This is a genomic window from Kitasatospora sp. NPDC001664, assembly GCF_053596675.1.
On the sequence record NZ_JBSFGS010000002.1, the window covers coordinates 1 to 25,452 of the forward strand.

Annotated in this window: 12 protein-coding genes; 10 read left to right on the forward strand and 2 right to left on the reverse strand. The window is 67.3% G+C overall.

What is annotated here, in order from left to right; all coding sequences use genetic code 11:
• Positions 1-167 (reverse strand): transposase (locus ACWCYY_RS02395; protein WP_449795115.1); only part of this gene is annotated, 167 nt, incomplete at its 3' end.
• Between the two features lie 320 nt (positions 168-487).
• Here ACWCYY_RS02395 and ACWCYY_RS02400 point away from each other — a divergent pair.
• From ACWCYY_RS02400 to ACWCYY_RS02415, 4 genes are read left to right on the forward strand one after another with little or no spacing between them, the layout of a single operon-like run.
• Positions 488-1,768: a helix-turn-helix domain-containing protein gene (locus ACWCYY_RS02400; RefSeq protein WP_449794846.1), complete on the forward strand. Its 1,281-nt coding sequence runs from the start codon at positions 488-490 to the stop codon at positions 1,766-1,768.
• Positions 1,765-2,307, forward strand: coding sequence for a flavoprotein (locus tag ACWCYY_RS02405; protein WP_449794847.1), 543 nt, complete (start codon positions 1,765-1,767; stop codon positions 2,305-2,307). Before ACWCYY_RS02400 ends, ACWCYY_RS02405 begins: the two co-directional genes overlap by 4 nt.
• Before the next feature lie 37 nt (positions 2,308-2,344).
• Positions 2,345-2,995, forward strand: a complete 651-nt coding sequence (locus ACWCYY_RS02410; RefSeq protein ID WP_449794848.1) for an NUDIX hydrolase — start codon at positions 2,345-2,347, stop codon at positions 2,993-2,995.
• Positions 2,988-3,392: an NUDIX hydrolase gene (locus ACWCYY_RS02415; RefSeq protein WP_449794849.1), complete on the forward strand. Its 405-nt coding sequence runs from the start codon at positions 2,988-2,990 to the stop codon at positions 3,390-3,392. The genes ACWCYY_RS02410 and ACWCYY_RS02415 overlap by 8 nt, the downstream gene beginning before the upstream one ends.
• A 98-nt stretch (positions 3,393-3,490) precedes the next feature.
• On the opposite strand, the gene ACWCYY_RS02420 is transcribed toward ACWCYY_RS02415, so the two are convergent.
• On the reverse strand, positions 3,491-4,246 hold the full coding sequence (locus tag ACWCYY_RS02420; RefSeq protein WP_449794850.1) for a hypothetical protein: 756 nt from the start codon (positions 4,244-4,246) through the stop codon (positions 3,491-3,493).
• A gap of 443 nt (positions 4,247-4,689) precedes the next feature.
• Between ACWCYY_RS02420 and mobF the strand changes: the two genes are divergently transcribed.
• The 6 genes from mobF (at position 4,690) to brxD (ending at position 25,445) form a co-directional block, all read left to right on the forward strand.
• On the forward strand, positions 4,690-9,714 hold the full coding sequence (gene mobF / locus ACWCYY_RS02425; protein WP_449794851.1) for a MobF family relaxase: 5,025 nt from the start codon (positions 4,690-4,692) through the stop codon (positions 9,712-9,714).
• A gap of 198 nt (positions 9,715-9,912) precedes the next feature.
• Positions 9,913-14,154: a BREX system serine/threonine kinase PglW gene (gene pglW / locus ACWCYY_RS02430; RefSeq protein WP_449794852.1), complete on the forward strand. Its 4,242-nt coding sequence runs from the start codon at positions 9,913-9,915 to the stop codon at positions 14,152-14,154.
• Positions 14,151-17,702 (forward strand): BREX-2 system adenine-specific DNA-methyltransferase PglX, encoded by a 3,552-nt coding sequence (pglX, locus tag ACWCYY_RS02435; RefSeq protein ID WP_449794853.1) that lies wholly within the window; start codon positions 14,151-14,153, stop codon positions 17,700-17,702. Before pglW ends, pglX begins: the two co-directional genes overlap by 4 nt.
• Positions 17,699-21,439: a hypothetical protein gene (locus tag ACWCYY_RS02440; protein WP_449794854.1), complete on the forward strand. Its 3,741-nt coding sequence runs from the start codon at positions 17,699-17,701 to the stop codon at positions 21,437-21,439. The genes pglX and ACWCYY_RS02440 overlap by 4 nt, the downstream gene beginning before the upstream one ends.
• Positions 21,436-24,168: a BREX-2 system phosphatase PglZ gene (gene pglZ / locus ACWCYY_RS02445; protein WP_449794855.1), complete on the forward strand. Its 2,733-nt coding sequence runs from the start codon at positions 21,436-21,438 to the stop codon at positions 24,166-24,168. Before ACWCYY_RS02440 ends, pglZ begins: the two co-directional genes overlap by 4 nt.
• On the forward strand, positions 24,165-25,445 hold the full coding sequence (gene brxD / locus ACWCYY_RS02450; RefSeq protein WP_449794856.1) for a BREX system ATP-binding protein BrxD: 1,281 nt from the start codon (positions 24,165-24,167) through the stop codon (positions 25,443-25,445). The genes pglZ and brxD overlap by 4 nt, the downstream gene beginning before the upstream one ends.
• The last annotated feature ends 7 nt before the right edge of the window (positions 25,446-25,452 follow it).

Genomic DNA, 25,452 nt, shown 5'->3' on the forward strand with positions numbered 1-25,452 from the left:
TGAGCCCACGTACACCCCGAGGTCGCGACGAACACGATCGCCGCCAGCACCTCGCGGTCCCCGTGGCGCCGCCGGCCACCACCCTGCGGGCGCACCGGAGCGTCCGGCACCACCAACTGGAACAACTCCCACAGCTCGTCCGGCACCAGCCGCTCAACGATCAGCATGCCCGGAGTCTACTCAACCCACCCAAATGAGATGTCTTCTAAGTCTGGAACTGCCACCCACTTCGCACCATGCCGTCACAGTGCGGCGACGGTGCACTCGCGGTGCAGCAAGCCGACCGGCGGGCGGCGGGCGACGGTTCGGTGGCATGAGCTGCTCCTCTCAGGGCTGGCGTGGCTGAGGCCAAGTCAACTCCACGAGGTAGCAGGCTGGTCCGCCTTGTCGCATGTTCTGCATGAGCTATGCAGATCGTGCATAGCATCTTGATCCAGATCGGCCGGCGCGGCCTTCGCCAGGCAGGCTGAGGGTGGCAGGAGGAGTCATGTCGGAGGCGGTCCCCGCGGCCATCGACGCACGCCAGATCGGATCGGTGATCCGTCGCGCCCGGGTGATCGCTGCCCGGTCGCAACACGATGTGGCTTCCAAGCTGGGCTACCACCAGTCGAAGCTGAGTCGGCTGGAGAAGGGCGTCGGCACCAACGACGTACGGATCTTGCGAGCCGTCGCGGCGGAACTCGATATTCCCTTGGAAAGCCTGGGCCTGACCGCCTCCCCCAGCAGCACGGATCTCAGGACGGACGACATGCAGCGTCGAGGCTTCCTGGCAGCCAGCGTGGCAGCTCTCGCGGTCCCAGCTGCCCGCCCTCACACCGCCAGCCTGGAGCTGGTCCAAGCCCTCCTGCCCACGGCGAGTGGCCTCGCCGACCGGCAGCTGCTCGCCGAGGCCACTCTTCGTCAGGAGCTGTCGAAGGCTCGCCGGCTGCTCTACGGCTGCCGCTACACCGAACTCGAAGCCCTGCTGCCCGCACTGCTCACCGACCTTCGCCGTGCTCAGCACGACGCGCCCGACAGCCTGATGCTGGCCAGCATGGCCGCCACCGCCTACCAGACCACCGTCAGCATGTTGATCAAGCTCGGCGACACCGGCAACGCCTGGCTCGCGGTGGGGCGGGCGATGAGCGAGGCCGAGCGCAGCGGCAACCCGATAGTCCTGGCCTCCAGTGTCCGGGTCCAGACCCACCTGATGGCCCGCGAACGCCACACCGCACCGGCCGTCACGATGGTCCAGCACACCGCGGACCAGCTCGGCAGCCACTACGACCAGCGCGAACCCGGAGACCTCGCCGCGTTCGGCCTGATGCTGCTGCGTGGGGTGACCGCTGCAAGCACCGGCGGCGACCGCTCCACCACCACGGAGCTGCTGGACCAGGCAGACGAAGTGGCCCGGTACGTCGACCGCGATCACCCGGACGCCTGGGCGAACTTCAGCCCAACCAACGTGGCGCTGCACCGGGTGTCGGCCGCGGTGGCCTTGGGCGACGCCGGCGCCGCCGTCGAGGCGGCCAGGCCACTGCTGCGCCGTCGCATCCCAGCCCCGGAACGACAAGCCGCCTTGTGGGTGGACCTTGCCAGGGCGTTCAACCAGCAGGGCAAACTGTCCGAGGGCTACCGCGCCTTGCGCATCGCCGAACGGCACGCTGCTGAGGACATCAGGCGTCGCCCGGACATCCGGGAGCTGGTGGCCGACATGACGGCACGCGACCGTCGCGGTGCCTTGCCGGAGCTACGCCAGTTCAGCCGCGAGTTGGGAGTCCGACCTTGAGCAACCAGCCCTTCCTGTACGTCGCCGTCTGCGCCTCCGGCATCGCCGACGACGTGAGCAAGCTGATCACTGCGGCTCAAGAGGAGGGCTGGCGGGTCGGCGTGGTGGCCACCCCGAACGCCATGGGGTTCATCGACCAGGCCGCCATCGAGCAGCAGACCGGCTACCCGATTCGCTCGGTCTGGCGCACGCCCGACGTACCGGCCTCACTGCCGCCGGCCGACGCCATCGCCGTCGCGCCCGCCACGTTCAACACGATCAACAAGTGGGCCGACGGCCACGCGGACACCCTGCTGCTCGGCATCCTCACCGAGTCGTATGGCCTGGGCATCCCCGTGGTCGCCCAGCCGTACGTCAACTCCGCCCAGGCCGCCCACCCGGCCTACGCGGCCAACGTCGAGCGGCTGAAGGCCATAGGCGTGCTGTTCGGCGACTACGTCCCGCACAAGCCGAAGGCCGGCGGTGGCCGTGACCAGTACGACTGGAGTACCCCGCTGCGGCTGTTGCGCCCGATGCTCGAAGCCAAGAGCAAGGCGTAGCCAACCAGTCAGCTCGAAGCTCGGGGAGGGGCAGCAGGTGGACGTGGTGGTCAGCTGGACAGGCAGATCCGCCTGCTGGCTCCAGGAGGCGCTGCGCGACACCAACGAGGCGTTCGCCGCCCGGCTGGGCATCGCGGTCCGCACGGTGGCCAGCTGGCACAAGAGCCCGGAACTCCTCCCGCGCACCGAGATGCACCAGCTCCTCGACCAAGCCCTGGAAGCCGCGGCGCCCGCCGCGCAGAAGCGGTTCGCGCTGCTGCTCACCGAGTCCACCGGCAGCCAGGCCGCCCAGGCCTTGCGGGTGGCCGTCGCAGTGGTGGTCCGCGGTGCGGACGTGCTGCTCGTCTGCCGCCGGGACGACGAGTCCGTTGGCATCCGTTGGCAGTTCCCGGCCGGGGTGATCAAGCCGGGTGGCAGTCCAGCCTCGGCGGCCGTCCGCGAGACGCTGGAGGAGACCGGCGTTCACTGCGCCGTGCGCCAAGACCTCGGCGGCCGGCTCCACCCGTCCACCGGTGTGTGGTGCGAGTACTTCCTCGCCGAGTACCTGGTGGGCGAGGCCCAGAACCAGGACAAGATCGAGAACGCCGACGTGATGTGGGTTCCGCGAAACGCGGTGCCTCGGTTCATCCCCGTCGATACGATCTTCCCGCCCATCCTGGCCGCCCTGGAGGAGCCCCAGAATGACTGAGCCGACCAGCACGAAGCCGGGCATCGCCGCCGCCATCGTGGTCCAGGACGGCCGCGTCCTGATAGTCCAGCGGCGGGTCAAGGAGGGTGAGCTGTCGTGGCAGTTCCCGGCCGGTGAGGTCGAGGCCGGCGAATCGCCGGAGGCAGCTGCTGTCCGCGAGACCGCCGAGGAAGTCGGCCTGACGGTGAAGGCCGTCCGCCCGCTCGGTGAGCGCGTTCACCCGAAGACCGGTCGGCAGATGTCGTACACCGCCTGCGAGGTGGTCAGCGGCACGGCCACGGTGGTCGACACCGAGGAGCTGGGTGCGCTGGCGTGGATCGCCCACGAGCAGATCCCCGAGTTCGTTCCGTACGGCCTGTTCGAGCCGGTGCAGGTGTACCTGGATGCAGTCATGTAGTCAGACGCCGCCACAGGGAACTGTTGGGCTGGTACCGACGGCCTGCGAGCGTACGTCGCATGCTGCCGGGCCCAGATCGCCGCTGTGCAGGACAGCCGCTACGCGGCGTAGGTGACCCCGTCGAACGTGAATGCCCCACTGCGCGAGATTGCGATGGCGGTGGGCTCGGCGATGCCGGTCGTTGAGTCGACCACTCCGAAGCCCATCGCCGGGCGGAATGACGAGGCTATCGAGGGTGAAGTGCGGCGAAGCGTTCCGATCTCGAAGCCCCAGAGAGTGTCGGCCGTCGGATCGCCGGTCGGGATCTCTCCGATCAGTGCGAGGCCGCTGGTTCCGCTGCAGATGATGGAGTGTCCGAACCCGCGAGCGAGCAGAATGGCGAGCGCGCCCGGATAGCGGTTGGCACCGGGGCCGGTCGCGCTGAGGCTCAGCCACCCCGGTGCGACCGGGTGGATTCCGGCGGTGACCGCAAGACCTAGATCAGAGATGACTGGGCGCCAGCACGAACACGAGCCGACTGTCAGGGCGTCTCTGCCGGCTCCAGCCCCGGCTTGGACGACGATGTCTCCTGAGTAGATAGCGCGCAGGCGAGCGAGGGTGCTCGTGGCGCATTCGGAGCCCTTGTGAGTCGAACCGTGTTGGCTGGCGGTCATGACAACTACACGGTCCGGCTGCCAGTCGCCAACGAACCGGAGCAGGTTCATCACGGCGCGCGGATGGCGACTGGGTGCCAGCAGGTCTGCGACAACGATCACCCGCTCGCCGACTGTCGGCGGCACATATCCAGGGCGCGAGCGGAGCAGTTGCGCGAGCGGCGCGTCGGCGTGAGCAGTACGAGGTTCACGGTTCGTCACAGGGGCGGCATCCCAGGGAGTCGATGGGGATCGGATCCGTTGCTCTGCAGTGGCCAGAGGCAACTCGGATCAGAAGGAGCGAGTGGCCCTTTCTGGCCGTGACTCTAGCTAGAAAAGCCCAGCTCGTAAACCCCTTGTCCTTATGGCTGAGAATCCCTGATAAGTAACGATAAATATCGAGACATGAATGACAGGAAAATCATCCTTTCGTTGCCGAGATTCCATCAAATCTGCAGGTCAGGGTGATGGTTCGAGGATTCTTGGCATCGCCATCTGCTCCGCTCGAAGCCATCCAGACACCTCTTGCAGATATTCTGGGCATGGTCCGCTGCGCGGGGCTAAAGTGCTCACATGGCATTTGGTGAGGCAGGTGAAACGGCGGCTCGAATAGCTGCCGCGCCTACCCTCACCCGGGTATCGGAAAGCTGGGGGTGGTCGTGTTGATGACCATCCACAAGCTCACCGCCGGCAACGGCTACACCTACCTGACGCGCCAGGTCGCGGGCGGCGACGTGCAGCGTCAGCGGGGTCAGTCCGCCGAGGAGTACTACACCCAGAAGGGCAACCCGGCCGGCGTCTGGCTCGGCCGCGGCGCGCCCCTGCTCGGACTCGACGGGACCACCGTCACCGAGCAGCAGATGAAGCACCTGTTCGGCCTGGGCCAGCACCCGGACGCCGAACGCCTCATCGCCGAGCACCTGGCCGCCAACGTGCGCGCCGACATGGACGAGGACCAGCTCAAGGCCGTCCAGGTGGCCGCGATCAAGGCCGCCACCCTCGGCCGCAAGTACCCCGAGTACGAGCCCCTCGATCCGTTCGCCGAGCGCGTCGAGCGGCGCCTGGCCGTCATCGAGAAGGAGACCCGGCGCACCCCGACCAGCGCCGAGGTCAAGAAGGTCCAGCAGGAGGAGTCCCGCCGCCAGCGCGCCGCCGTCGCCGGGTTCGACCTGGTCTTCGCCCCGGTGAAGTCCGCCGCGGTGCTGTGGGCGCTGGACGAGCGACCGGAGGTCCGCGCCGCGGTCCGCGAGGCCCACGAGGCCGCCCGCGACGCCGCGCTGGAGCTGCTGGAGGAGCACGCCGCGCACACCCGCACCGGTAGCACCGGCCAGGCCCAGATCGACACCAAGGGCCTGGTCGCCGTCGCGTTCGACCACTACGACTCCCGGGCCGGCGACCCCAACCTGCACACCCACGTCGTCGTCGCCAACAAGATCCAGGGCGCCGACGGGAAGTGGCGTTCGCTGGACGCTCGCGGCCTGCTGGCGATGACGGTGGCGGCCTCCGAGTTCTACAACTCGCGGTTCGAGACGGAGCTGACCGCCCGGCTCGGTGTGACCTTCGAGGCCCGCGAGGACGCGGTGGCCAAGCGCCAGCCGGTGCGCGAGATCGCCGGCGTCCCCACCGAGGCGATCACGCACTTCTCCTCCCGCCGGACCGAGATCGAAGCCCGCTACGAGCAGCTCCTTCGGGAGTACCGGCGCGACCACGGGCACGACCCCTCCCGCGGCATGACCCACCAGCTCGCCCGCCAGGCCAACCTCGACACCCGCGAGGGCAAGAAGGCCGCCCGCTCCCTTGAAGAGATGCGCGCCGACTGGACCCACACCGTCACCGCCGCCCACGGCCAGGACGTCGTCCGGCGCGTGATGGCGGCCGTCCCCGCGCCCGAAAGCACCCCTGCTGCCGCCCGGGAGGAAGCGAAGCCGGTCGAGATTCCCACCCTGGCCGCCGCCGTGATCACCGCCGTCGGCGAGGAGCGCGCGGTGTGGACGGTGTGGAACCTGCGCGCCCACGCCGAGCGCCTGGCCCGCTCCGAGCACCCCACCACCGATGCCGCCGAGCACCGGCGGCTGGTCGAGGCGATCGTCACCGAGGCCGTCTCACCGGCCCACAGCGTCCGCGTGGACGCCCCCGCGCTGCTCGACGAGCCGGAGGAGCTGCGCCGGGCCAACGGCGACTCCGTGTTCGTCCGGCACGCCTCCACCCGCTACACCAGCACCGCCATCCTGGACGCCGAGCGCCGCCTAGTCACAGCGGCCCTCACCCCCGTTCGCGAGGGCCTGAACCCGGCGTTCGTCGGCGCCGCGATCGACGGCTTCGAGGCCCGCCACCGCGCCCTGGACGAGGGCCAGCGCGCCCTCGTCACCGCGTTCGCCACCGACACCCGGCTGGTCTCCCTGGGCCTCGGCCCGGCCGGCTCCGGCAAGACCACCGCGATGCAGGCGTACGTCCACGTCGCCAACCAGGCCGGCCGGCGCGTCGTCCCGCTCGCCACCTCCGCAGCCTCCGCCGCCGTCCTCGCCCGCGACCTCAAGCAGCCCGCCGAGAACCTCCACAAGTTCCTCTGGGAGCACACCGGCGGCACCTGGGCCGCCCAGCTCAGCACCGGCCAGAACGTGCCGTTGAACCGGGCCGGCTTCGTGCTGAGCCCGGGTGACGTCGTCCTGGTGGACGAGGCCGGGATGGCGGGCACCCTGAACCTGGACCGCCTCACCCGCATCGCCGCCGAGCACGGCGCGAGCGTGCGCCTGCTCGGCGACTACCGCCAGCTCGGCTCCGTCGAAGCGGGCGGCGCGCTGCGGCTGATCGCCGCCGAAGCCGGCGCCGTCGAACTCACCACCCTCCACCGCTTCAGCAACCAGGCCGAAGCCGCCGCCACCCTCAAGATCCGCACCGGCGACGCCGCCGGGCTGGACTTCTACTTCGCCAACCAGCGGGTGATCAGCGGCTCGCGCACCGCCATGGTCGAAGCCGCCTACGAGGGCTGGAAGGCCGACATGCTCGCCGGCCGCACCACCCTGATCAGCGCCCGCACCGGCACCGATGTCACCGCCCTGTCCGCCCGCGCCCGCGAGGACCGCGTGGCCGCCGGCCAGGTCGAGACCGACGGCGTCCTGCTGCGCGACGGCAACCGCGCGGGCCGCGGCGACTGGATCGTCACCCGCGACAACAACCGCAAGATCACCACCAACCGGGGCGCCGACTTCGTCAAGAACGGCGACGCCTGGCAGGTCCTCAAGCACCACGAGGACGGCTCCCTGAAGGTCCGCCACCTGGGCCACCGCGGACGCCTCACCTTGCCCGCCGACTACGTCGCAGCCAACGTCCAGCTGCTCTACGCCTCCACCATCACCCGCTCCCAAGGCGGCACCGTCGACACCGCCCACCCCCTGGTCACCGACGACACCACCCGCGAGGAGCTGTACGTCCAGCTCACCCGCGCCCGCCACACCACCACCCTCTACACCGCCACCCACGACCTGCTGCTGTTCGACACCGACGAACAGCTCGACCAGCCCAAGAACGACCCCAACAGCTTCGCCGCCCGCGAGGTGCTGGAGCGCGTCCTTGGCCGCGAAGGCGCCCAGCTCTCCGCCACCGAGACCATCCGCAGCGCCCAGGAAGAATCCGTCTCCCTGGCCACCCTCGCGCCCCGCCACCAGCACGCCATCGAGACCCTCACCGCCCCCTACTACTACCAGCTCATCCACCGACTCCTCGGCCCCACCCTCGCCGAGCAGATCACCACCGACGACGCCATGACCGCCGTCACCCGCGCCCTGCGAGGCGCCGAAGCCGCCGGCTGGCAGCCCGAGCGCCTGCTCGCCGCCGCCACCTGGCGCGGCGACCTCAACCCCGCCGACTCCCCGGCCCAGGCCCTCGCCTGGCGCCTGAACACCATCACCGAAGACCGCCCCGCCCCCGCCCACCTCAACGCACCCACCACCGCCGACACCACCCGCTACGCCACCCTGGTCGCCCAGCTCACCGGCCTGCCCGCCCACCGCCTCGACCCCGAGACCGCGACCACCGAGCCGGCCGTCCTGCGCGTCGCACCCGCTGCCGCACAGGCCGCCGACGCGCACCTGCACGTCTCCACTGACACCCTCAACCGCTACGCCGACGCCGCCGCCATCGCACTCAACACCACCACCGACAAGGTCACCGCCCACCCACAGTGGCCCCACCTCGCCGGAGCCCTGGCCGCCGCCGAGCGCACCGGCCACGACACCACCGCCCTACTCACCATCGCCGCCACCCAGGCCACCAACACCAGCGACCCGGTCACCGCCCTGACCCGCGCCGCCCGAACCACTCTGGCCGCCGACGGCATCCCCGAAGCCCACCAGAACACGCCCGCAGCCCTGCGCCACCAGGCCCTCGTCGCTGACATCCTCGGCCCCGAGCACGCCATCCGCGTCCGCAACGAGAACACCTGGCTCGCCCTCACCGCCGCCCTGCGCCGCGCCGAGACCGCCGGCCACGAACCCGCCACCCTGCTACGCCAGGCCGCCCAGAGCCGCCCGCTCACCGGCGCCGACAGCCTCAGCCAGGTCCTCGCCTGGCGCATCGGCCGACACCTCGCCACCAACACCCCGGCCGCAGCCGAGCAGCAGAGCGAACGCGCCGAAACCGAGCTGTGGCGCACCCTCGCCTGGACCCTCAAGGCTATCGAGAACACCGGCACCACCGCGGAGACCGCCCTCTCCGAGGCGACCGGCCGCACCGCGCTGCCCGAACTGCTCCAGCACGCCCAGCAGCAGGCACTCGCCCACACCCGCGCCGCCTCCGGCCGAGCCGACCTCCCGGCCTGGATCAGCGCCGTCCCGCGCTGCACCACGGCCAACCCGCTCCACCACCAGTACCTCACCGATAGCGCCGCCCTGATCGCCAACCGCGTCTTGGTGCTCGCCGACCGCACCGTGGAGAACCGCCCGGCGTGGAGCCAGGCTCTCGGCGAAGCCCCGCAGGACCCCACCCAGTACGCCCAGTGGCAGCGTCAGCTTGCCATCGTCGCCGCCTACCGTGACCAGTACAAGGTCACCGACGACAACGCTGCCCAGCCCGCCGGCCCCTACATCGAGGAGGGCCGCACCGGCCACCACGCCTACTGGCAGGCCACCGCAGCCGCTATGGCCGCCCGGCGCATCGCCACCGTGCCGACCGCTCCACTGGTCACCACCGCGAACGCCGACCAGCAGGCCCGCCGCCAGCTCGCCGCCGACGTCTACCGTGCCCTGTCCGAGGCTGACCAGGCCGAGATCTTGCGTACCGTCTCCGCGCGGACGGGGGCCACCTGGCTTGCCGGCCGCCCGTACCTGGACGACGCGGCGCTGGCCCAGCAGCCCGTCGCCGAACAGCTCGGCGCGGTGCTCGCCGAGCGGCGCCAGCTGACCATCGAGGCCGCCCAGCCCAAGCAGCTGCAGGTGGAGGAGCGGCGCCAGCCAACCCTCTCCGAGCGCCGCCGAGCCGGCCGCCAGGCCGAGCGCCAAGCCCACCGTGAGCGGGTCCTCCAGCGGGGTGGGCAAGCCGGTCGACTGACTGCGCGAGCGACGCAGCCGCGCGCTGATCATTCGGTTCGACAATCGCAACCAGTTCAGACCCGAACGCAGCCGGATCCGGTCGAGGCGCCTCGTCAGGTCGTCCAGCCGCGCCCGGCACAGCCCCAGCCGGGCCCTCACTTTTAGCCTGACGGCAGTCCGTCCTGGCTGGCAGAATAGGAGTCGGGATCGAGGCGGGTGTGAGGAAAGGTACACGCGGGGGCATGGGCGAGGTGTGCACCCAAGGCCAGCATTTGTCGGTGATCTCTGACAAGATGCAGGGCGAGTGCAATTCAGGAGTGTGGATGCGACCAGTGCCCACGAGTCGCGGATGTGGGGACGGGCGTGCGTGCTGACAGTCCTCGCTGGCATGAGGTCAGCGAGTCGGAGTTCCCGCACGAGCGCGCTGGCCTTGCCCACGTGCGCGAGCTACTGCCGGATCGGGCACCGTTCCATGCGTGGAGCAACTTCGAGTTCCGCGACCGACAGGGCAAGTGGCACGAGGTCGATCTCCTTGTGCTGGGCGAGGGGCGCCTTCACCTTGTTGAGCTGAAGCACTACCGCGGGACGATCACGGGCAACGCCTACACCTGGCAGCGCAACCGCCGCAGCGAGGATTCGCCACTTCCGCAGGTTCGCCGTAAGGCTCAACGCCTGTCATCGCTGATCAAGGATGCGCTTCGCGACTTGGCCCCACAGCTGGACGGGCGCGAGGTTCCCTACATCCAAGAGTCCATCTTCCTTCACGCGCCGGACGGTCGTTGTGATCTTGCGCCCGGCGATCGCACTGACCTCTTCGGCCTTGACGGCCAGCAGAGCCGTAGCGGTCTGCCGAGCATCGCCGACCGCCTGCTCGAACCACTTGGAGCGCGTCGGAAGCCGAAGCTGATCGAGCACGATGATCTGCTTCCCGCCCTCTTCGAGCGAATCGGCTTCGCCCGGCGGCGTGAGCACCAGGTCGGCTCGTGGCGGCTGGTAGGACAGCCCGACTCGGAGGGCGCGGACTGGCAGGAATGGCCCGCCGAGCATCGGATCGCTCACGACCCCGCGCGTATCCGATTCATGGTGACTCCTCCCGGGGCCTCTGAGGAACAGCGCCAGGCCACCCGCCAGCTCATCGAGCGTGAGTACGCCCTTACGCGTCGGCTGCAGCATGACGGGCTGCTGCTGCCCCGCGACCTCGTCGAGGACGAGATTGGGGTGGGGCTGGTCTTCCCGGACGACAGAGAGGCCCAGCGGCTTGATCTCTGGCTGGATGACCAGCAGGGGAGTGCGTCGATCAACGCGCAGGTGTCGGTCATCCGGCAGCTGGCGGAGGTGCTCGCCTACGCACACCGCAACCACGTCGTACACCGGGGGCTCACCCCGGCTGCAGTGCAGGTACGGACCACCCTGAGTGAGGTGAAGGTCCGGCTCGGCGGCTGGCAGGTGGCCGGCCGGGACGACCCTTCCACTGCCACGCGTCCTTCTCATGGTGCGGCGACGCGGATCATGCGCGCCCTGGAGGAAGGCTCCTCCGACGACCCCGAACGTCGGCATGCCGAGGCGTACCTCGCGCCCGAGGGGCGTTGGGATCCGGCTGCAGACCGGATCCGGTTGGACGTGTTCGCGCTCGGTGCGGTCGCCTACCACCTCGTCGCGGGGCAGCCTCCGGCCACGGACATCGCGGACCTGCGCGAGCGACTCAACCGCGACGGTGGGCTCGACCTGACCGTCGACGTTCCGGGAGTGCCTGGGTCACTCCGCCGTCTCGTCCTTGAGGCCACCCGACCGGTTGTCAGCAAGCGACTGCGCGACATGCAGGCGTTCCTCGCCCTGCTCGACGACGTCGACCGGGAAGTCTCCTCACCCGGCGCAGGCGCCGATGGTGACCCTCTCGAGGCTGCGCCTGGCACGCTGATCGGCCGGCGCTTCGAACTGCTCCGACGTCTCGGCTCAGGCTCCACCGCAGTGGGCCTGCTCGTTGCTGACCGGGACAACGGTGACGAGCGTCGGGTCCTCAAAGTCGCCCGAGACGATGCCGCCGCCCGCAGGCTTGCGGACGAAGCCGAGGTGCTGCGGACGCTTCGGAGGATCGATCATCCGCGGATCGTCCGGCTCGTCGACGAGCAGACACTCCGCGTCGGCAGGCGCACCGCGCTCCTGTTGGAGAGCGCAGGTGACGAGACCCTCGCCGACGCGCTCCGGGAGCGAACCCGGCTTTCGCTCGACCTCCTCGACCGTTGGGGCACAGACCTGCTCGAGGCGCTCGTCGGGTTGGACAGGGCAGCGGTCGATCACCGTGACATCAAGCCCGCCAATCTCGGTATCCGCGAGCAGCGCTCGGACCGAGCCAAGCACCTGGTCCTCTTCGACTTCTCGCTCTCGCGCGCGGGCGCCGCGTCCATCGAGGCTGGGACGCCCCCATACCTGGATCCGTTCCTTGGGACGCATCTGCGCCCCAACTGGGACTCTGCGGCCGAGCGATACGCGGCAGCGGTCACGCTCTACGAGATGGCGACCGGTCGCGCGCCCGTGTACGGTGACGGGCTCTCCGACCCGTCTGTTATCCGTGATGAGGTCACCCTAGCGCCCGGTGCCTTCGACCCAAGCCTGACCGACCAACTCACGGACTTCTTCCGGACCGCACTCAGCCGCGACTTCCGGCAGCGGCATCACACCGCAGCCGAGATGCTTACCGCCTGGCGGGCGGTCTTCACCAGCACTGACACTGCTCCGCCGGCAGACGCTGATGCGCGCGCTGCCGCCGCGGAGCCGGAAATGTCGCTCTCGGAGGCTGGCCTCTCTGCCCGAGCGCTGTCTGCGTTGGAGCCGTTGGGCCTCGCGACGGTCGCCGATCTGGCGCTGGCGGACCCGGGCAAGCTGTCGCGGCTGGTCGGTGTTGCTGACGTCACACGGCGGGAGGTGCGCTCCAGGGCCAAGCAGTGGCGCGAACGTTTCGCAGCGGAGCTGACGACGGGCGCCGTGCCCTCCGCGGCCATGCGAGACGTGGATGATCCGCTTGCTGATCCGGCGTACACGGCCGAGGTTCTCGTTCAGGCCGCTGGATCTGCCCGCGCTACCGGACGCCGCCGCGCGGCCCGGGTACTGCTCGGTCTTGTGTCGGGGGCCGAGGCGTTCGCCACGAGAGTTGAATTTGCAGCAGCTTGTGGGCTCGCTGGAGCCCCGCAGGCGTCGAACGTGCTCTCCACCGTGCAGGAAGCGTGGGCAGACAGCCCCGCTGTGCGTAGCCATCTTGATGGCGTTCTGGCTCGTGCAACTGAAGCCTTGACCGTGCTGGGCGGGATCGCCACGGCAGACGACGTAGTCGACATCCTGGTGGCTACGTCCGTCGATACTGGGCAGCCCGAGGACGAAACTCCCACCGCAGCGCAGCACCGGATCGTGGCGGGTCTTCTCGTCGCGGCGCTGGAGCGGGCGGAGGTGGTCGAACGAGGCGGAGGCAACGCTTCTCCGGTGTCCCGCCGGCGTCGGCGCGGTGGCCGGAGCGTCCTGCTCGCCACCGATCCCGCGCTTCTTGAAGCGGCTGATGCCCTCGGTTCGGCGGCCGACGAACTTGTCGCCGCTGCAACAGCGGCCGGTGACCACGTTGTGCCTGTCGGCAGGGCCGCAACTCGCCTGCGCCAGCTGTGGCCTCAAGGTGTCTCCGCGCCCGACGACACACGCTTGGCCAAGATCGCCGCCAGATTGTCGGCCCACGCTCAAGCCTCGCGCCGAGGAGAGCTTCACGACCGCGACCTCGATGCTGCGGTCGCACTCCGGATCGCCCTGGGCGGTCTCGCGCCATCTCAGAAGCTCACCGCCGCCGACGTTAAGCGGCGAGTCCAGGCCCGCTTCCCTGAACTGACGCCCCTGCCTAACAGGCCGCGGCTCGACCAGATTATCGCCGAATCCAAACTCCCGCTGAGCTGGGACGGTGAGGCATACACGATTCCCTCGCGCAGGGCCGACAGCACCAGCTTGGCGAGCCGGACGATGTTCGCACCGCGCAGCATCTCGCTCGCGCAGCGGACTGACGGCACGGCAACGCGGGAAGACGCCCAGCTCGCGCAGAGCGTTGCCGGTCGATCGTTCCTTGCACTCGGAGCACCTTCGGGCGGACTTGACGCCATTGCTGACGCGCTCGTCTCCAAGTACGGAGCCGTCACGGTAAACGTGACCGCCGTGCTGGTTGCAGCGCTGCAGTCGAAGGCTCAGGAAGCAGGAATCCCTTGGGAGCTCGTCAAGGCAGCCGATGCCGCCGCGCCGAACAGCCGGGATGCTCAAGGCTTGGCAGCCCTGGTGCGGCAGGCGTCCCCAGCTGTCGAGCGTGCGATCGCCGAGGCCGTGGCGGGAGCTGCTGAGGGCACTCGCCCGGTCCTGCTCGTCGAGGCTGCTCCGCTCGCACGCTACGGCCAACTTGACATCGTGGCACGGCTCGCCGACATCACTATCCGGCGTTCCCAGGCGATCTGGCTGCTACTGCCGCTCGACACTGACCGAGCGGCAGTGATCGACCGTGCCCCTGTTCCTCTCACTCATGGCGGACAATTCCTCTGCCTCGATGACTGGCTGAGCGCCCCCGTGCCTGAAGGAGATTCAGCGTGACCGCGTCCCCTACCCTCACGGCTGAGCTGAGGGCGGAGGTGTCCCGCCTTGAGGACGACCTGCGGAAGCGGGTTATGACTCGATCCGAGACTCACGAGCAATGGCGGGCCGATTACCAGCATGCGCTGGAGGCCGCGCGCACAACGGTATCGTGGGAGGAGTGGTCGGAAGATCAAATCACGCAAGCGGCGGTGGCATGGGTTCTGGTGACGGTCTTCGTTCGGTTCACTGAGGACAACAGCTTGGTCAAACCGGTGTGGATTTCCGGCCCGGAACACCGGCGAGACGAAGCATTCGATGCTCAGGCCCAGTTCCTGCGTGAGACTTCCCGCACCAACCCTGACGTTACAGACCGGGAATGGATCGAGGAGGCGATCGCCTATCTGGCAAAGCTGCCGGCGACCCGATCCCTGGTTGATGAGACATCAGCGCTATGGCTGGTAACGCCCTCGGGCGATGCTGCCTCGCGTCTGCTCTCCTTTTGGCGTGAGCGCGGTGACGGTGGGGAATTGCTGCGCGATCTCACCGACCCGGACCTCGACACGCGATTTCTGGGTGACCTGTATCAGAACCTCTCCTTGCATGCCCAGGAACGCTATGCGTTGAAACAGACTCCAATTTTTGTCGAGGAATTCATTCTCGACCATACTCTAGACCCCGCCTTGCTTGAGCGCCCGCTCACCGACTTTAAGCTGATCGACCCCACTTGCGGATCTGGCCACTTCCTTTTGGGTGCTTTTTCCCGGATCCTTGATCGTTGGCACCGAGAAGCACCTGACCTAGAGGCGTGGACACGCGTACAAAAGGCCCTTGACGCTATCCATGGTGTCGATCTCAACCCCTTTGCTGTGGCGATTGCGCGATTCCGCCTTACTGTTGCCGCGTTGCTCGCGGGAGGAGTTAGGCAACTAGAGGATGCGCCCGCGTTCAAATACCATCTAGCAGTCGGTGACTCGCTGCTTCATGGCATCGAAAGTGGCGCTTTGCCAGGCATGGAAAACACGGGGACTTTCCTAGCCGGCCACAGCTATCCGACCGAGAATCTGGCCCTACTTGGCTCCATCCTACAAGAGGGTCGATACGACGTTGTCGTGGGAAACCCTCCATATATTGCCATCAGGGACAAGGCACTCAAGGACGCTTATCGCAGGCGCTACAATTACTGCAAGGGTGCATTTGTCTTTACGGTGCCCTTTATGGAGCGCTTCTTTGACCTTGCCAAGGCTGGGCGCAAGGCGGGATGGGTTGGCCAGATTACCAGCAACTCGTTTATGCAACGCCGCTTCGGGAAGCCGCTCGTCGAGAAATTTTTCCCAACCAAGGACCTGACACTTCTTGTGGACACGTCCGGCGCATATATCCCAGGGCACGGAACGCCAACGGTCATCATGGTTGGACGTAACCAGGAACCGAAGGTCTCGACCGTGCGGGCAGTGCTCGGGCGAAGGGGAGAGCCAGGACGACCCGAGGACCCTACAAAGGGCAAGGTTTGGTCGTCGATTGCGGAGCACGTTAACGAGTCAGATTATTCCGATGACTGGGTGACTGTAACTGATCTCCACCGTTCTTCGCTAGAGCAGCACCCGTGGTCACTCAGTGGCGGCGGAGCCATCGATTTGACTAATGAAATCGAGACGCTTCCTCGACGCGTCAAAGGCCTCGTTAGGCGAATTGGGATGTTCGGTGACAGCCATGCTGAAGAAGCTCTCGCGGCGGATACCGGCACTTTCTCTCGCCTGGGCGTGCCAGATGAAGACCTTGCGGGAGTCAATGCTGGAAATGGCATCCGCGACTGGCAAATGTCGGCGACCGGGGAAATCGTACTAGTATCCGGTGCCGCGACTCGGCCCATGCCTCGGCCGGAAACGGAGCGTGCCCTGTGGCCCTGGCGCACACCGTTGTGGGCTCGCGCTACTTTCGCCGACGGAGATTATAGGGCTGCAGGTCGACACTGGCTTAGCTGGCATCAGATTAGTGTTACTGATCGTTCTCGGCAGCATATTTCTTTCGCAAAGATTGCGACGCATAATCATTTCGCCATGGCTCGTGCGGGGCTTGTAGAGAAGCCAAGCAGTCTGCGGGTGGAGTTGCGAGAGGAAATCGGAGAAGATGACTCTCTCGGGTTGCTCTCGGTGCTTAACTCGTCAACTGCCTGTTTCTGGCTGAAGCAAAATAGTCACGATAAGGGAATCCGCGGCGAAGGCGGCGGCTTCACTAGCGATGACTGGGAACGTTTCTACGAGTTCACCGGAACAACTCTTCAAAACCTCCCGCTGCCGACTTCGCTTCCGGTAGGTCGTGGTCGCACAATGGATGATCTCGCCAGACGCCTCGACGCTGTCGCGCCGGCAGCTGTTATCGAGGGCGGAGCACCATCCCGCGAGACCCTTGACGCCGCTCGCCATGCTGGTGAGGCGGCGCGAGCGTCAATGGTATCTCACCAGGAAGAAATGGACTGGGAAGTCTATCGTTTGTATGGACTCGTGGACGAAGACCTCACCTATACAGGTCGCGATCTGCCGGGTCTAGCCCTGGGGGAGAGGGCATTTGAGATCGTTCTTGCGCGCAGCTTGGTAGAGGGCGATGAGGGAACGGGCTGGTTCGACCGTCACGGGTCAACTCAAGTCACAGAGCTTCCCAAGCACTGGCCAACTTCCTACCGTGCTCTGGTAGAGCGTCGCATCGCGATTATCGAGGGTAACCCATATATTCGACTTATTGAGAGGCCTGAATATAAGCGGCGTTGGGAACCCGAGCCTTGGGAGAAGCGGGAAGAAAGGGCCCTCCGTAGCTGGCTCCTCGACCGGTTGGGGGACGAGAGGTTCTGGTTCGACGCTGCTGGTCGTCCCACCCCGCGCAGCGTCGGGCACCTCGCGGATGACGTTGCCCGAGATTCGGGCCTAGTTGCAGTTCTTGCTCTATGGGAGGGTCGCCCCGATATCTCAGTTGCGACCAGCCTGCAACGACTGCTTGCAGAGGAATCCGTCCCATTTCTCGCAGCTTACCGCTACAAGGAATCAGGGCTTCGCAAGCGTGTCGCGTGGGAGCATACGTGGGCGCTGCAGCGTCGAGAGGACTCTGGCGAGAAGGTCGGCCCCATTGCAACGCCGCCGAGGTACGCGGCGGGCGATTTTGTGCGCAAAGAATATTGGACGCAGCGCGGGAAACTCGACGTACCTAAGGAGCGCTTTATTCTTTACCCCGACGCAAGCCGGGAAACCGATCCCACTCCGGTGCTTGGCTGGGCAGGGTGGGACTATGCGCAGAGGGCACTTGCGCTCGCCCAGCTCGTCCAGAACCGCGAGAACGATGGTTGGTCCGACGAGCAGCTTGTTCCCCTTGTTGCAGGATTGTCTGAGCTGCAGCCCTGGGTCGAGCAGTGGCACATCGACGCTGATCCGTTCTACGGCGGCGTCTCGCCTGCGGATTTCTTCCGCGAGCAACTCGACTTGCTGGCCACGCAGGTCGGCAAGACCCGTGAACAACTCGCAGCTTGGCGTCCCTCTCCCACCCGCCGCGGTGGTCGGCCTCGAAAGGCGACCTCATGAACACCTTCCTCCGTGACGTAATCGAAATTCCGCGCAGCGCCGGGGATGATGACTACGTCCTGCGGCTCACCGAAGGTGTGGGTAAGGGCCACCTTGCCAGCACCATCGAGCAGTACGTCGTCACTGACGCGCTCGCGGATGCATTCGAGCGATCGCTTGGTCTCGTGGCTGCGGCGTTGCGCGATGGCCAGAGCCGAGCCGCGTTTCTGTCGGGTTCGTTCGGCTCGGGTAAGAGTCACTTCATGGCTGTGCTGCACGCGCTGCTCGGCCACGACCCGGCCGCGCGCTCCAAGCGCGAGCTCGCCCCGGCCATCGCCCATCACGAGACGCAGCTCGAGGACAAGAAGATCCTGCGGCTCGCCTACCACTTCCTCGATGCCAGGAGCATCGAGGATGCGATCCTTGGCGGCTACGTCGCGCAGGTCCAGGCTCTGCACCCCGATGCCGATCTGCCGGCTGTCCACCGTGGCGACTCCGTTCTCACCGATGGTGAGCAGATGCGCCTTCGTCTGGGCGACGACCCATTCTTCGCCGCTCTGAACCAACACGGTGGCGGTTCAAAGGCCGACCCGTGGACGGCAGTCTTGGAGGGCACTGCGACCTGGGACGCGGAGGCGTACGCTGTGGCGCGCGAAGCCGCGCCGGGAAGCGAGTCGCGCCAGGGTCTGGTGACCGCTCTGGTGCGAGCTTTCTTCACCGCGTACACCAACACGGCGGAGTTCGTCCCCATCGATGAGGGACTGCTCGCGATCACCCAGCACGCCAAGAGGCTTGGCTACGACGCCGTTGTGATGTTCCTTGATGAACTGGTGCTGTGGCTCGCGTTCAACGTGCGCAATAAGGAGTTCTTCGGCCGCGAGGCACAGAAGATCACCAAGTTTATCGAGACCGGCACGGGCGAGCGTGCGATCCCGATCATCTCTTTCGTAGCGCGGCAGATGGACCTGCGTCGCTACTTCAACGACACCAGCGGTGGTGTGGGCTCCGAGATGGAGGCGATCGACAGCGCCTTCCGTCACCAGGAGGGCCGCTTCGCCACAATAGTCCTGGGCGACGACAACCTTCCCTTCGTGGCTGAGAAGCGCCTGCTCTCGCCGATCGACGATGCGGCGAAGGCAACGATCGACGATGCCTTCCGCCGTCTGGAGCGTCGTCCTGAGGTCTGGGACGTGCTCCTCGATGGTGTCAACACGGATGAGCAGAACCGGGGTGCGGACCAGGAGTCGTTCCGCCGCACCTACCCTTTCTCGCCTGCGCTGGTCTCCACGCTGCGCACCCTCGCGTCGGCCATGCAGCGAGATCGCACCGCCCTGAAGGTGATGCAGCAACTCTTGGTACGCCAGCGGGACACCCTGACGGTAGACGACGTCATTCCCGTCGGCGATGTCTTCGACTTCGTCGTCGATGGCAACCAGGCGCTCACACCGGAGATGGCGGGCCGCTTCAACAATGCTCGAAACCTGTACTACGACAAGCTGCGTCCGGTGTTGTTGCGCGAACACGGTCTTTCCCCGTTCGAGGCAGCCGCTTTGCCGGCGAAGCACCCCTTCCGGGCTGACGACCGGCTTGCCAAGACTCTGGTGCTCTCAGCAGTGGCGCCCGAGGTGCCGGCGCTCAAGGAGATCACCGCGCCCCGGCTGGCCGCACTTAACCACGGATCGATCACCAGCCCTCTCCCCGGCAAAGAGTCCTCCGTCGTCATGGGCAAGATTGACCGCTGGTCAGGAGACGTGCCCGAGATTCAGATTGCTCGCGAAGCCGGAAGGAAGGATCCGGTTATCCGGCTGAGGATCTCGGAGGTCGACTACGAGTCGATCGTCGAGAAGGCCAAGGGCGAGGACAACGACGGGCGGCGCCGAGAGACCCTGAAGAGGCTCGCTTGGGAAGCCTTCGGCCTCACCGACATCGACGGCGATATCTCGGGGGTCTCCCGCCAGAGTCGGGTCTGGCGCGGATCACGTCGCGATGTCGAGGTCATCTTCGGCAACGTCCGGGACAGTTCATGGCTCTCGGACTCTGCCTTCGAGGCCGGACCGGACACCTGGCGCTTCGTCATCGACTATCCGTTCGACGAGGCGGGCCGCAGCGCGCGCGACGACCTCGACCGCCTTGAGGAGCTGAGGGCACGCGGTGTGGTGAGTCACACCCTCGCCTGGGTGCCCTATTTCATCGCTCGTGAGCGGCGAAGCGATCTGGGACGTCTCGTCGTCCTTGACTGGCTGCTCGGAGGCCCCGGCGACCGATGGACCTCACATGCCAACCATCTCGCTGAGCCTGACCGCGTACAGGCCAGGATCATCCTTGAGTCGCAGCGAGACGCTCTGCGTAACCGGATCAGCCGCGCGCTGCAGCAGGCGTACGGAGCTGCCACGGTAGTCCCCGGGACGCTGGAGATCGAAGAGGGGCACGACCGCGTCCTCGTCAGTCTGGACCCGGAGTTCACGCCAGCCGCACCTGTGGGGCACGATCTCGGCGCGGCGTTTGACAATTTGATCGACCAGGCGTTTTCTGCCACCTTCCCGGGGCACCCACGATTCGAGCCCGAAGGTAAGGAGGTACGGGCAAGCGAGATTTCCGCAGTCCTGGCGGCCGTGCAGAGCGCCCACCGGGAGAAGGACGGCCGAGCCTTCGTCGACCCGCGGCACCGTGACGCCGTGCGGCGCGTCGCAAACCCGCTTCGAGTCGGTTACATGGGCGAGACCCACTTCCTCTTCGGACCCGATCGCTTTCCCTGGGCCATGGAGTTTGAGCGCGGTATGGGCCGCGACGGCCTCTCTCCGATGGATCCGGTTCAGGTGAAGTCCCTGCGCGGCTGGATCGCAGCGCTCGAGCCAGCGGCCGGGCTGCGTCCCGAAGTCGCCGACTTGATCATCTGCGCTTGGGCCGTGCAGCAGAATCGTGCTTGGTACCGACACGGGGGCCCCCTCGTCCCTGCACCCACGCCGGGAACCCTCACTCCGGATGCTGAACTCCGCCCCGAGAAGATGCCCTCCGGTGGGGACTGGGAGACCGCCGTTCATCGCGCAGGCGTGATCTTCTCGGCGATTGGCAACCCGTTCCTTACCGGTTCCTCGGTCAATGAACTCGCGCAGGTTGTTCTCGACGATGTCGGCCGCTGCTTGGGAGAAGCCGGCGACCTTACGAAGCATGTCACAGAGGCATATCGCCGGCTCGGCATCACGCCGCCAGCCACTGGACGCTTGGCCACCGCAACCGCAACCCGCGATCTTGTGACCGCTCTGAAGGGCGCACACGACAGGGTCGCGCTGATCGAGACTCTTGCCAGTGCCGTGCTTCCGTCCACAGACGAGGCCGTCGCCAAGTCCTTGCGGTCGGCCGGCACCGTCTCCAGGGCGCTCGCTGAGTATTCCTGGGACCGACTGGGCCCGCTGCTCTCTGCTGCGAAGGGCGCCGACGAGCGGGCGTTGGGAGCCAAGGCCATCCTCGACCGGCTGCGGGCCACGCTGCTCGCGGATGAGCTGGTCCAATCGTTGGTGCCTGCTCTCAAGCGAGCCGAGGACGACTCCTTCCAGTGGGCGGTGACTTCGCCCAAGCCCGAGCCGACCGAAACTCCGGAGCCTCCTGCCAAGCCAGCCCCGACCAGGCCTGCCGCGCCCGCAGCCCGCCGAACGGTCGCCTCACGCGCCCAACTCGATGCAGCAGTCGAGGAACTGCACACGTTCCTCGACGAGCACGAGGGCGAGAACGTTGTTGTGGAATGGCGGGTGGAGTCGTGACGGCAACCGCTGCCTCGCTGCCCGTCGTTCGCGCTCTCATTGACCAGGCACGCAGCAAGCAGTTCGACGGGGGCGTGATCGGCGTCCTCGCACGTCCGGAGTGGGACGGGCCTGCCGAGTTCGAACACGCTGGCGTGCCCGTCAGAGTCGTACCGTGCCCCTCCGCCCTGGCCGTCCGGGAGGCGTTGCTCGGTCGTGCCCCGGAGCGCTGGCTCGTCGTTCTCACCGACCGGGACACTGAGGACCTGGGACTCGGCATCACCGCGCACTTCGTCGGGAAGCGGCTGCGCCAACCCGATCCTTGGGACGCCGTGCGTGACGGTTTCGGCGCAACCCGCGTGGACCACCGGCTGGTCACCGCTTCGCACCCCCGTGAGCTCGCCAACGGGCTCCTTCTGGCCGCCCCGGCCGGCGGATGGGCCCCCGCCCGTGGTGGTCTCCTGACGCCGGACCATGCGTTCAGCTCGCTGGCGTCGGTGCGGCTCGGCCTCGGCAAGCCGGGGAGTGACCTGGACGCGGGCGCTGTGCTCGCATGGTCGAGCCACCCGAGTTCGACCACACGCCTTGCCGATTTGCGGTCTCTTGCGGGTGAAACAGTTGTTGACGCCCTGCTTGAGTGGATCGGGCGCCGTACCGGCGCCACCGGACGCGCCATCGCGTCGTTGCTGCGCGCCAACCGCTCTCGCGACGCGGTACCGCTCGGCCTCGTGACGAGGGCTGTTCTCAGCTCGGGTCTGGACTCGGGGCCACGGGCCCTCCTCCGCGCCCAGCTAGGAGAGCGACTGTCCGATCCGGTCTTCCACACCTGGGCGAGTGATGCCGAAGCCGTCACATCTGACCTGCTCGTTCGAGACAGCGACACTGCTGCTCACGTGCTCGCACGTGCCGAGGCGCTTCTCGAAACCCTGGAGTCGGCGTCGCTTGCCGGCGCTTCGAACCTGTTGCGCCGCGGTCTCTCCTCTCGGCTTGCTGCCCTCGGCGAGGCACTGCGTGCTGCCACCGACCTAGCCTCCGTCCGGGCCAAGGCCCACGGCCCAGATGCACCGTTGGCAGACCCCGGGCAGCTACAGGCCATAGAAGATGCCCTCACCGAAGTTGAGGCGCATGCCCTGGCTAGCCACCAGGACGAACTGCGTGTACCTCGTGCTCGCGCTGCTGTTCGGCTGACGCGATGGCTGGCCAGGCCGGTGCAGACCTTGTCCGCGGAGCCGCTCGACCGCTATGTCGTGCGACACCGCGACCACGACGCATGGGTCGACCGCGCGGCGGACGATGTGTGGACGGGCGTTTCGGACGAAGGGCTGGCACAAGGTCTGCGCGCCGTCCTCGCAGCCACTCGGCTGCGGCGAAGCGCCCACGACCTCAGCTTCGCGACGGCTCTCGCACGCCATGAAGCTGACCAGCGGCCTGCACCCAACGGGGTCGCTTTCCTTGAGCAAGTGATGACCGGCACAGTGCTTCCTCTGGCGAAGGTCCAGCCGGTGCTCTTGGTCATCGCCGATGGCATGAGCCTGGCTGTCGCCAGCGAGGTCGTCGATGACATGGTGCACCGATACGAGTCGTGGCTGGAGTGCGTGCCCAAGGGAGGCGACCGCCGAGGCACTGCACTCGCATTGCTGCCGACTCTGACCAGGGTTTCGCGAACAAGCCTCCTGTGCGGTGAACACCGGGACGGCGGCCAAGCGGAGGAGCGCGACGGCTTCGCTGCCCTTTGCCGGGCTGCCGGAATTCACAGTGCTCTGTTCCACAAGCAGCCGCTCGACACCAGCGAGGCCGGCTTCGAGCTGGGGCACGACGTCACTGCGGCCATCAATGACGTCAACGGAACCCGGCTTGTTGCCTGCGTACTCAACACGATCGACGATGCACTCGACCGGTCCGACCCCGGCGGGACGGCCTGGAACGCAAGCAACGTCAAACACCTACGCCCGTTGCTCGACGCGGCACGCCGGTCGGGACGACTCGTCGTGCTGACCTCTGACCACGGACATGTGATAGAGCGGCGCGACGGGCGGAGCCTGTCCATCCCAGGCGCTTCCAGCAACCGCTCCCGTCCCGGGGCATCGGGGCCCGCCCCCACCGAGGGCGAGATCCGCGTCCAGGGCCAGCGAGTCCTACTGCACGGTGGTGACGCGACGCTCGCCGTCGACGAGCGGCTGCGTTACGGGCCGCTCAAGGCTGGCTACCACGGGGGAGCGGCCCCAGCCGAAGTGATCGTTCCCGTATGCGTGCTGACCCCCACCAGCGAGCCTGACGGCTGGCGGTACGCGCCACCGCAGTCGCCGGACTGGTGGCGTGGACCGGTCGCTGTCGAGGATGCCGCCGCCAAGCCAGCGACGCAGCCGGTCCGTCGAGACACAGAAGATAGCGGTCCCACCCTCTTCGACGTGCCGCCTGCAGCTCCTGCGGGACGCAAGGACCTCGCCGCGTCCGTGATCGCCTCGCGCACATACCGCGACCAGCGTTCACGCGCTACACGCGTCCTGATCGAAGACGAGCAGGTCGGCGGTCTTCTCCGAGCTCTCCTGGCGGCGCCAGCGAACCGACTCGACAGCGAGTCGGCCGCCGCCGCTCTCGGCATCGCCACAGTCCAGTTCAACGGAGCGTTGGGTCAGGTCCAACGCCTGCTCAACGTCGAGCAGTACCCAGTCCTGAGCCGGGACGCAGATGGGGTCACGGTCGTTCTGGATCTCGTCCTGCTGCGGGAACAGTTTGAGGTGACCGAGTGAGCACTGCGCTGAGCCCGAGGCGTCGCCGCGAGGTTATCGATGCACTACGTCGTGGAACCGTCCCCCACAACGGCCTCGACGTCCTGGCCGTCGGGTTGGGCCGCTTCGAAGCGGCCCTGGACGCGGAGCTGGAGGCTGTGGCTTCAGGCGGGGCGGTCTTCAAGGCTGTCCGAGGCGAATACGGATCCGGCAAGACCTTCTTCTCGCGCTGGCTGGGCGAGCGCGCGAAGCGGCTTGGCATGGCCGTCGCCGAGGTCCAGATCTCCGAGACCGAGACTCCGCTGCACCGCCTTGAGACCGTGTACCGACGCGTCGCGGAGTCTCTGCAGACCGCGGAGTTCCCACCGTCGGCGTTCCGCCCGATTCTCGATGCGTGGCTCTTCGCGTTGGAGCAGGAATCCGGGGGCAACGTCGAGGACGTACTGGAGCGGCGGCTCGCCTCGGTCTCGCAGACCACTCCAGCCTTTGCCGCTGCCCTGAGGGCGTATCACGCAGCGGTCGCGGCAGGGGACATCGCGACTGCTGAAGGTCTGGTCTCATGGCTCGGAGGCCAGCCGCACGTCGCCGCAGGCGTGCGCCGCACTGCGGGAGTCCGTGGGGAGCTTGACCACTTCGGAGCGTTCGGCTTCCTCCAGGGGCTGCTAACCGTCTTGCGCGACTCGGGACATCCTGGCCTACTCATTGTCCTCGACGAGATCGAGACGCTGCAGAGGGTGCGGTCGGACGTACGAGAGAAGGCCCTCAATGCGCTTCGCCAGCTCATCGACGAGGTCGATTCCGGGCGCTTTCCGGGTCTCTACCTGCTCATTACCGGCACCCCCGCCTTCTTCGAAGGCACGCAAGGCGTTCAACGCCTCTCGCCCCTGGCACAGCGATTGGCGGCCGACTTCACGACCGATGCGCGCTTCGACAACCCCCGTGCCGTACAGATCCGGCTGCCAGGCTTCACGCTCGACTCGCTCCGCGAGGTGGGCGGACGGGTGAGGGACATCTACCTTGGCGGTGCCGGCGACCCCGCCCACGTCGCCATGATGGTCGACGATGCGTATGTCGGCGATCTCGCGCTGTCCGTGGCCGGCGGGCTCGGGGGCCGCGTTGGGGTAGCGCCACGGGTGTTCCTCAAGAAGTTGGTCGGTGACGTTCTGGACCGGGTTGACCAGTTCGCAGACTTCGACCCGAAGCAGCACTACGCCCTCACCTTGAATGCCGGCGAGCTGAGCGAGGTCGAGCGCAATGCTGCTGTCGAGTCCGCTGACGACGTGGCCCTAGACCTGTGATCGCGTT

Excerpts from the sequence above, each read along its gene's own strand:
- ACWCYY_RS02400 (WP_449794846.1), top strand. The coding sequence starts at position 488 with ATGTCGGAGGCGGTCCCCGCGGCCATCGACGCACGCCAGATCGGATCG.
- mobF (WP_449794851.1), top strand. The coding sequence starts at position 4,690 with ATGACCATCCACAAGCTCACCGCCGGCAACGGCTACACCTACCTGACG.
- ACWCYY_RS02415 (WP_449794849.1), top strand. The coding sequence starts at position 2,988 with ATGACTGAGCCGACCAGCACGAAGCCGGGCATCGCCGCCGCCATCGTG.
- ACWCYY_RS02440 (WP_449794854.1), top strand. The coding sequence starts at position 17,699 with ATGAACACCTTCCTCCGTGACGTAATCGAAATTCCGCGCAGCGCCGGG.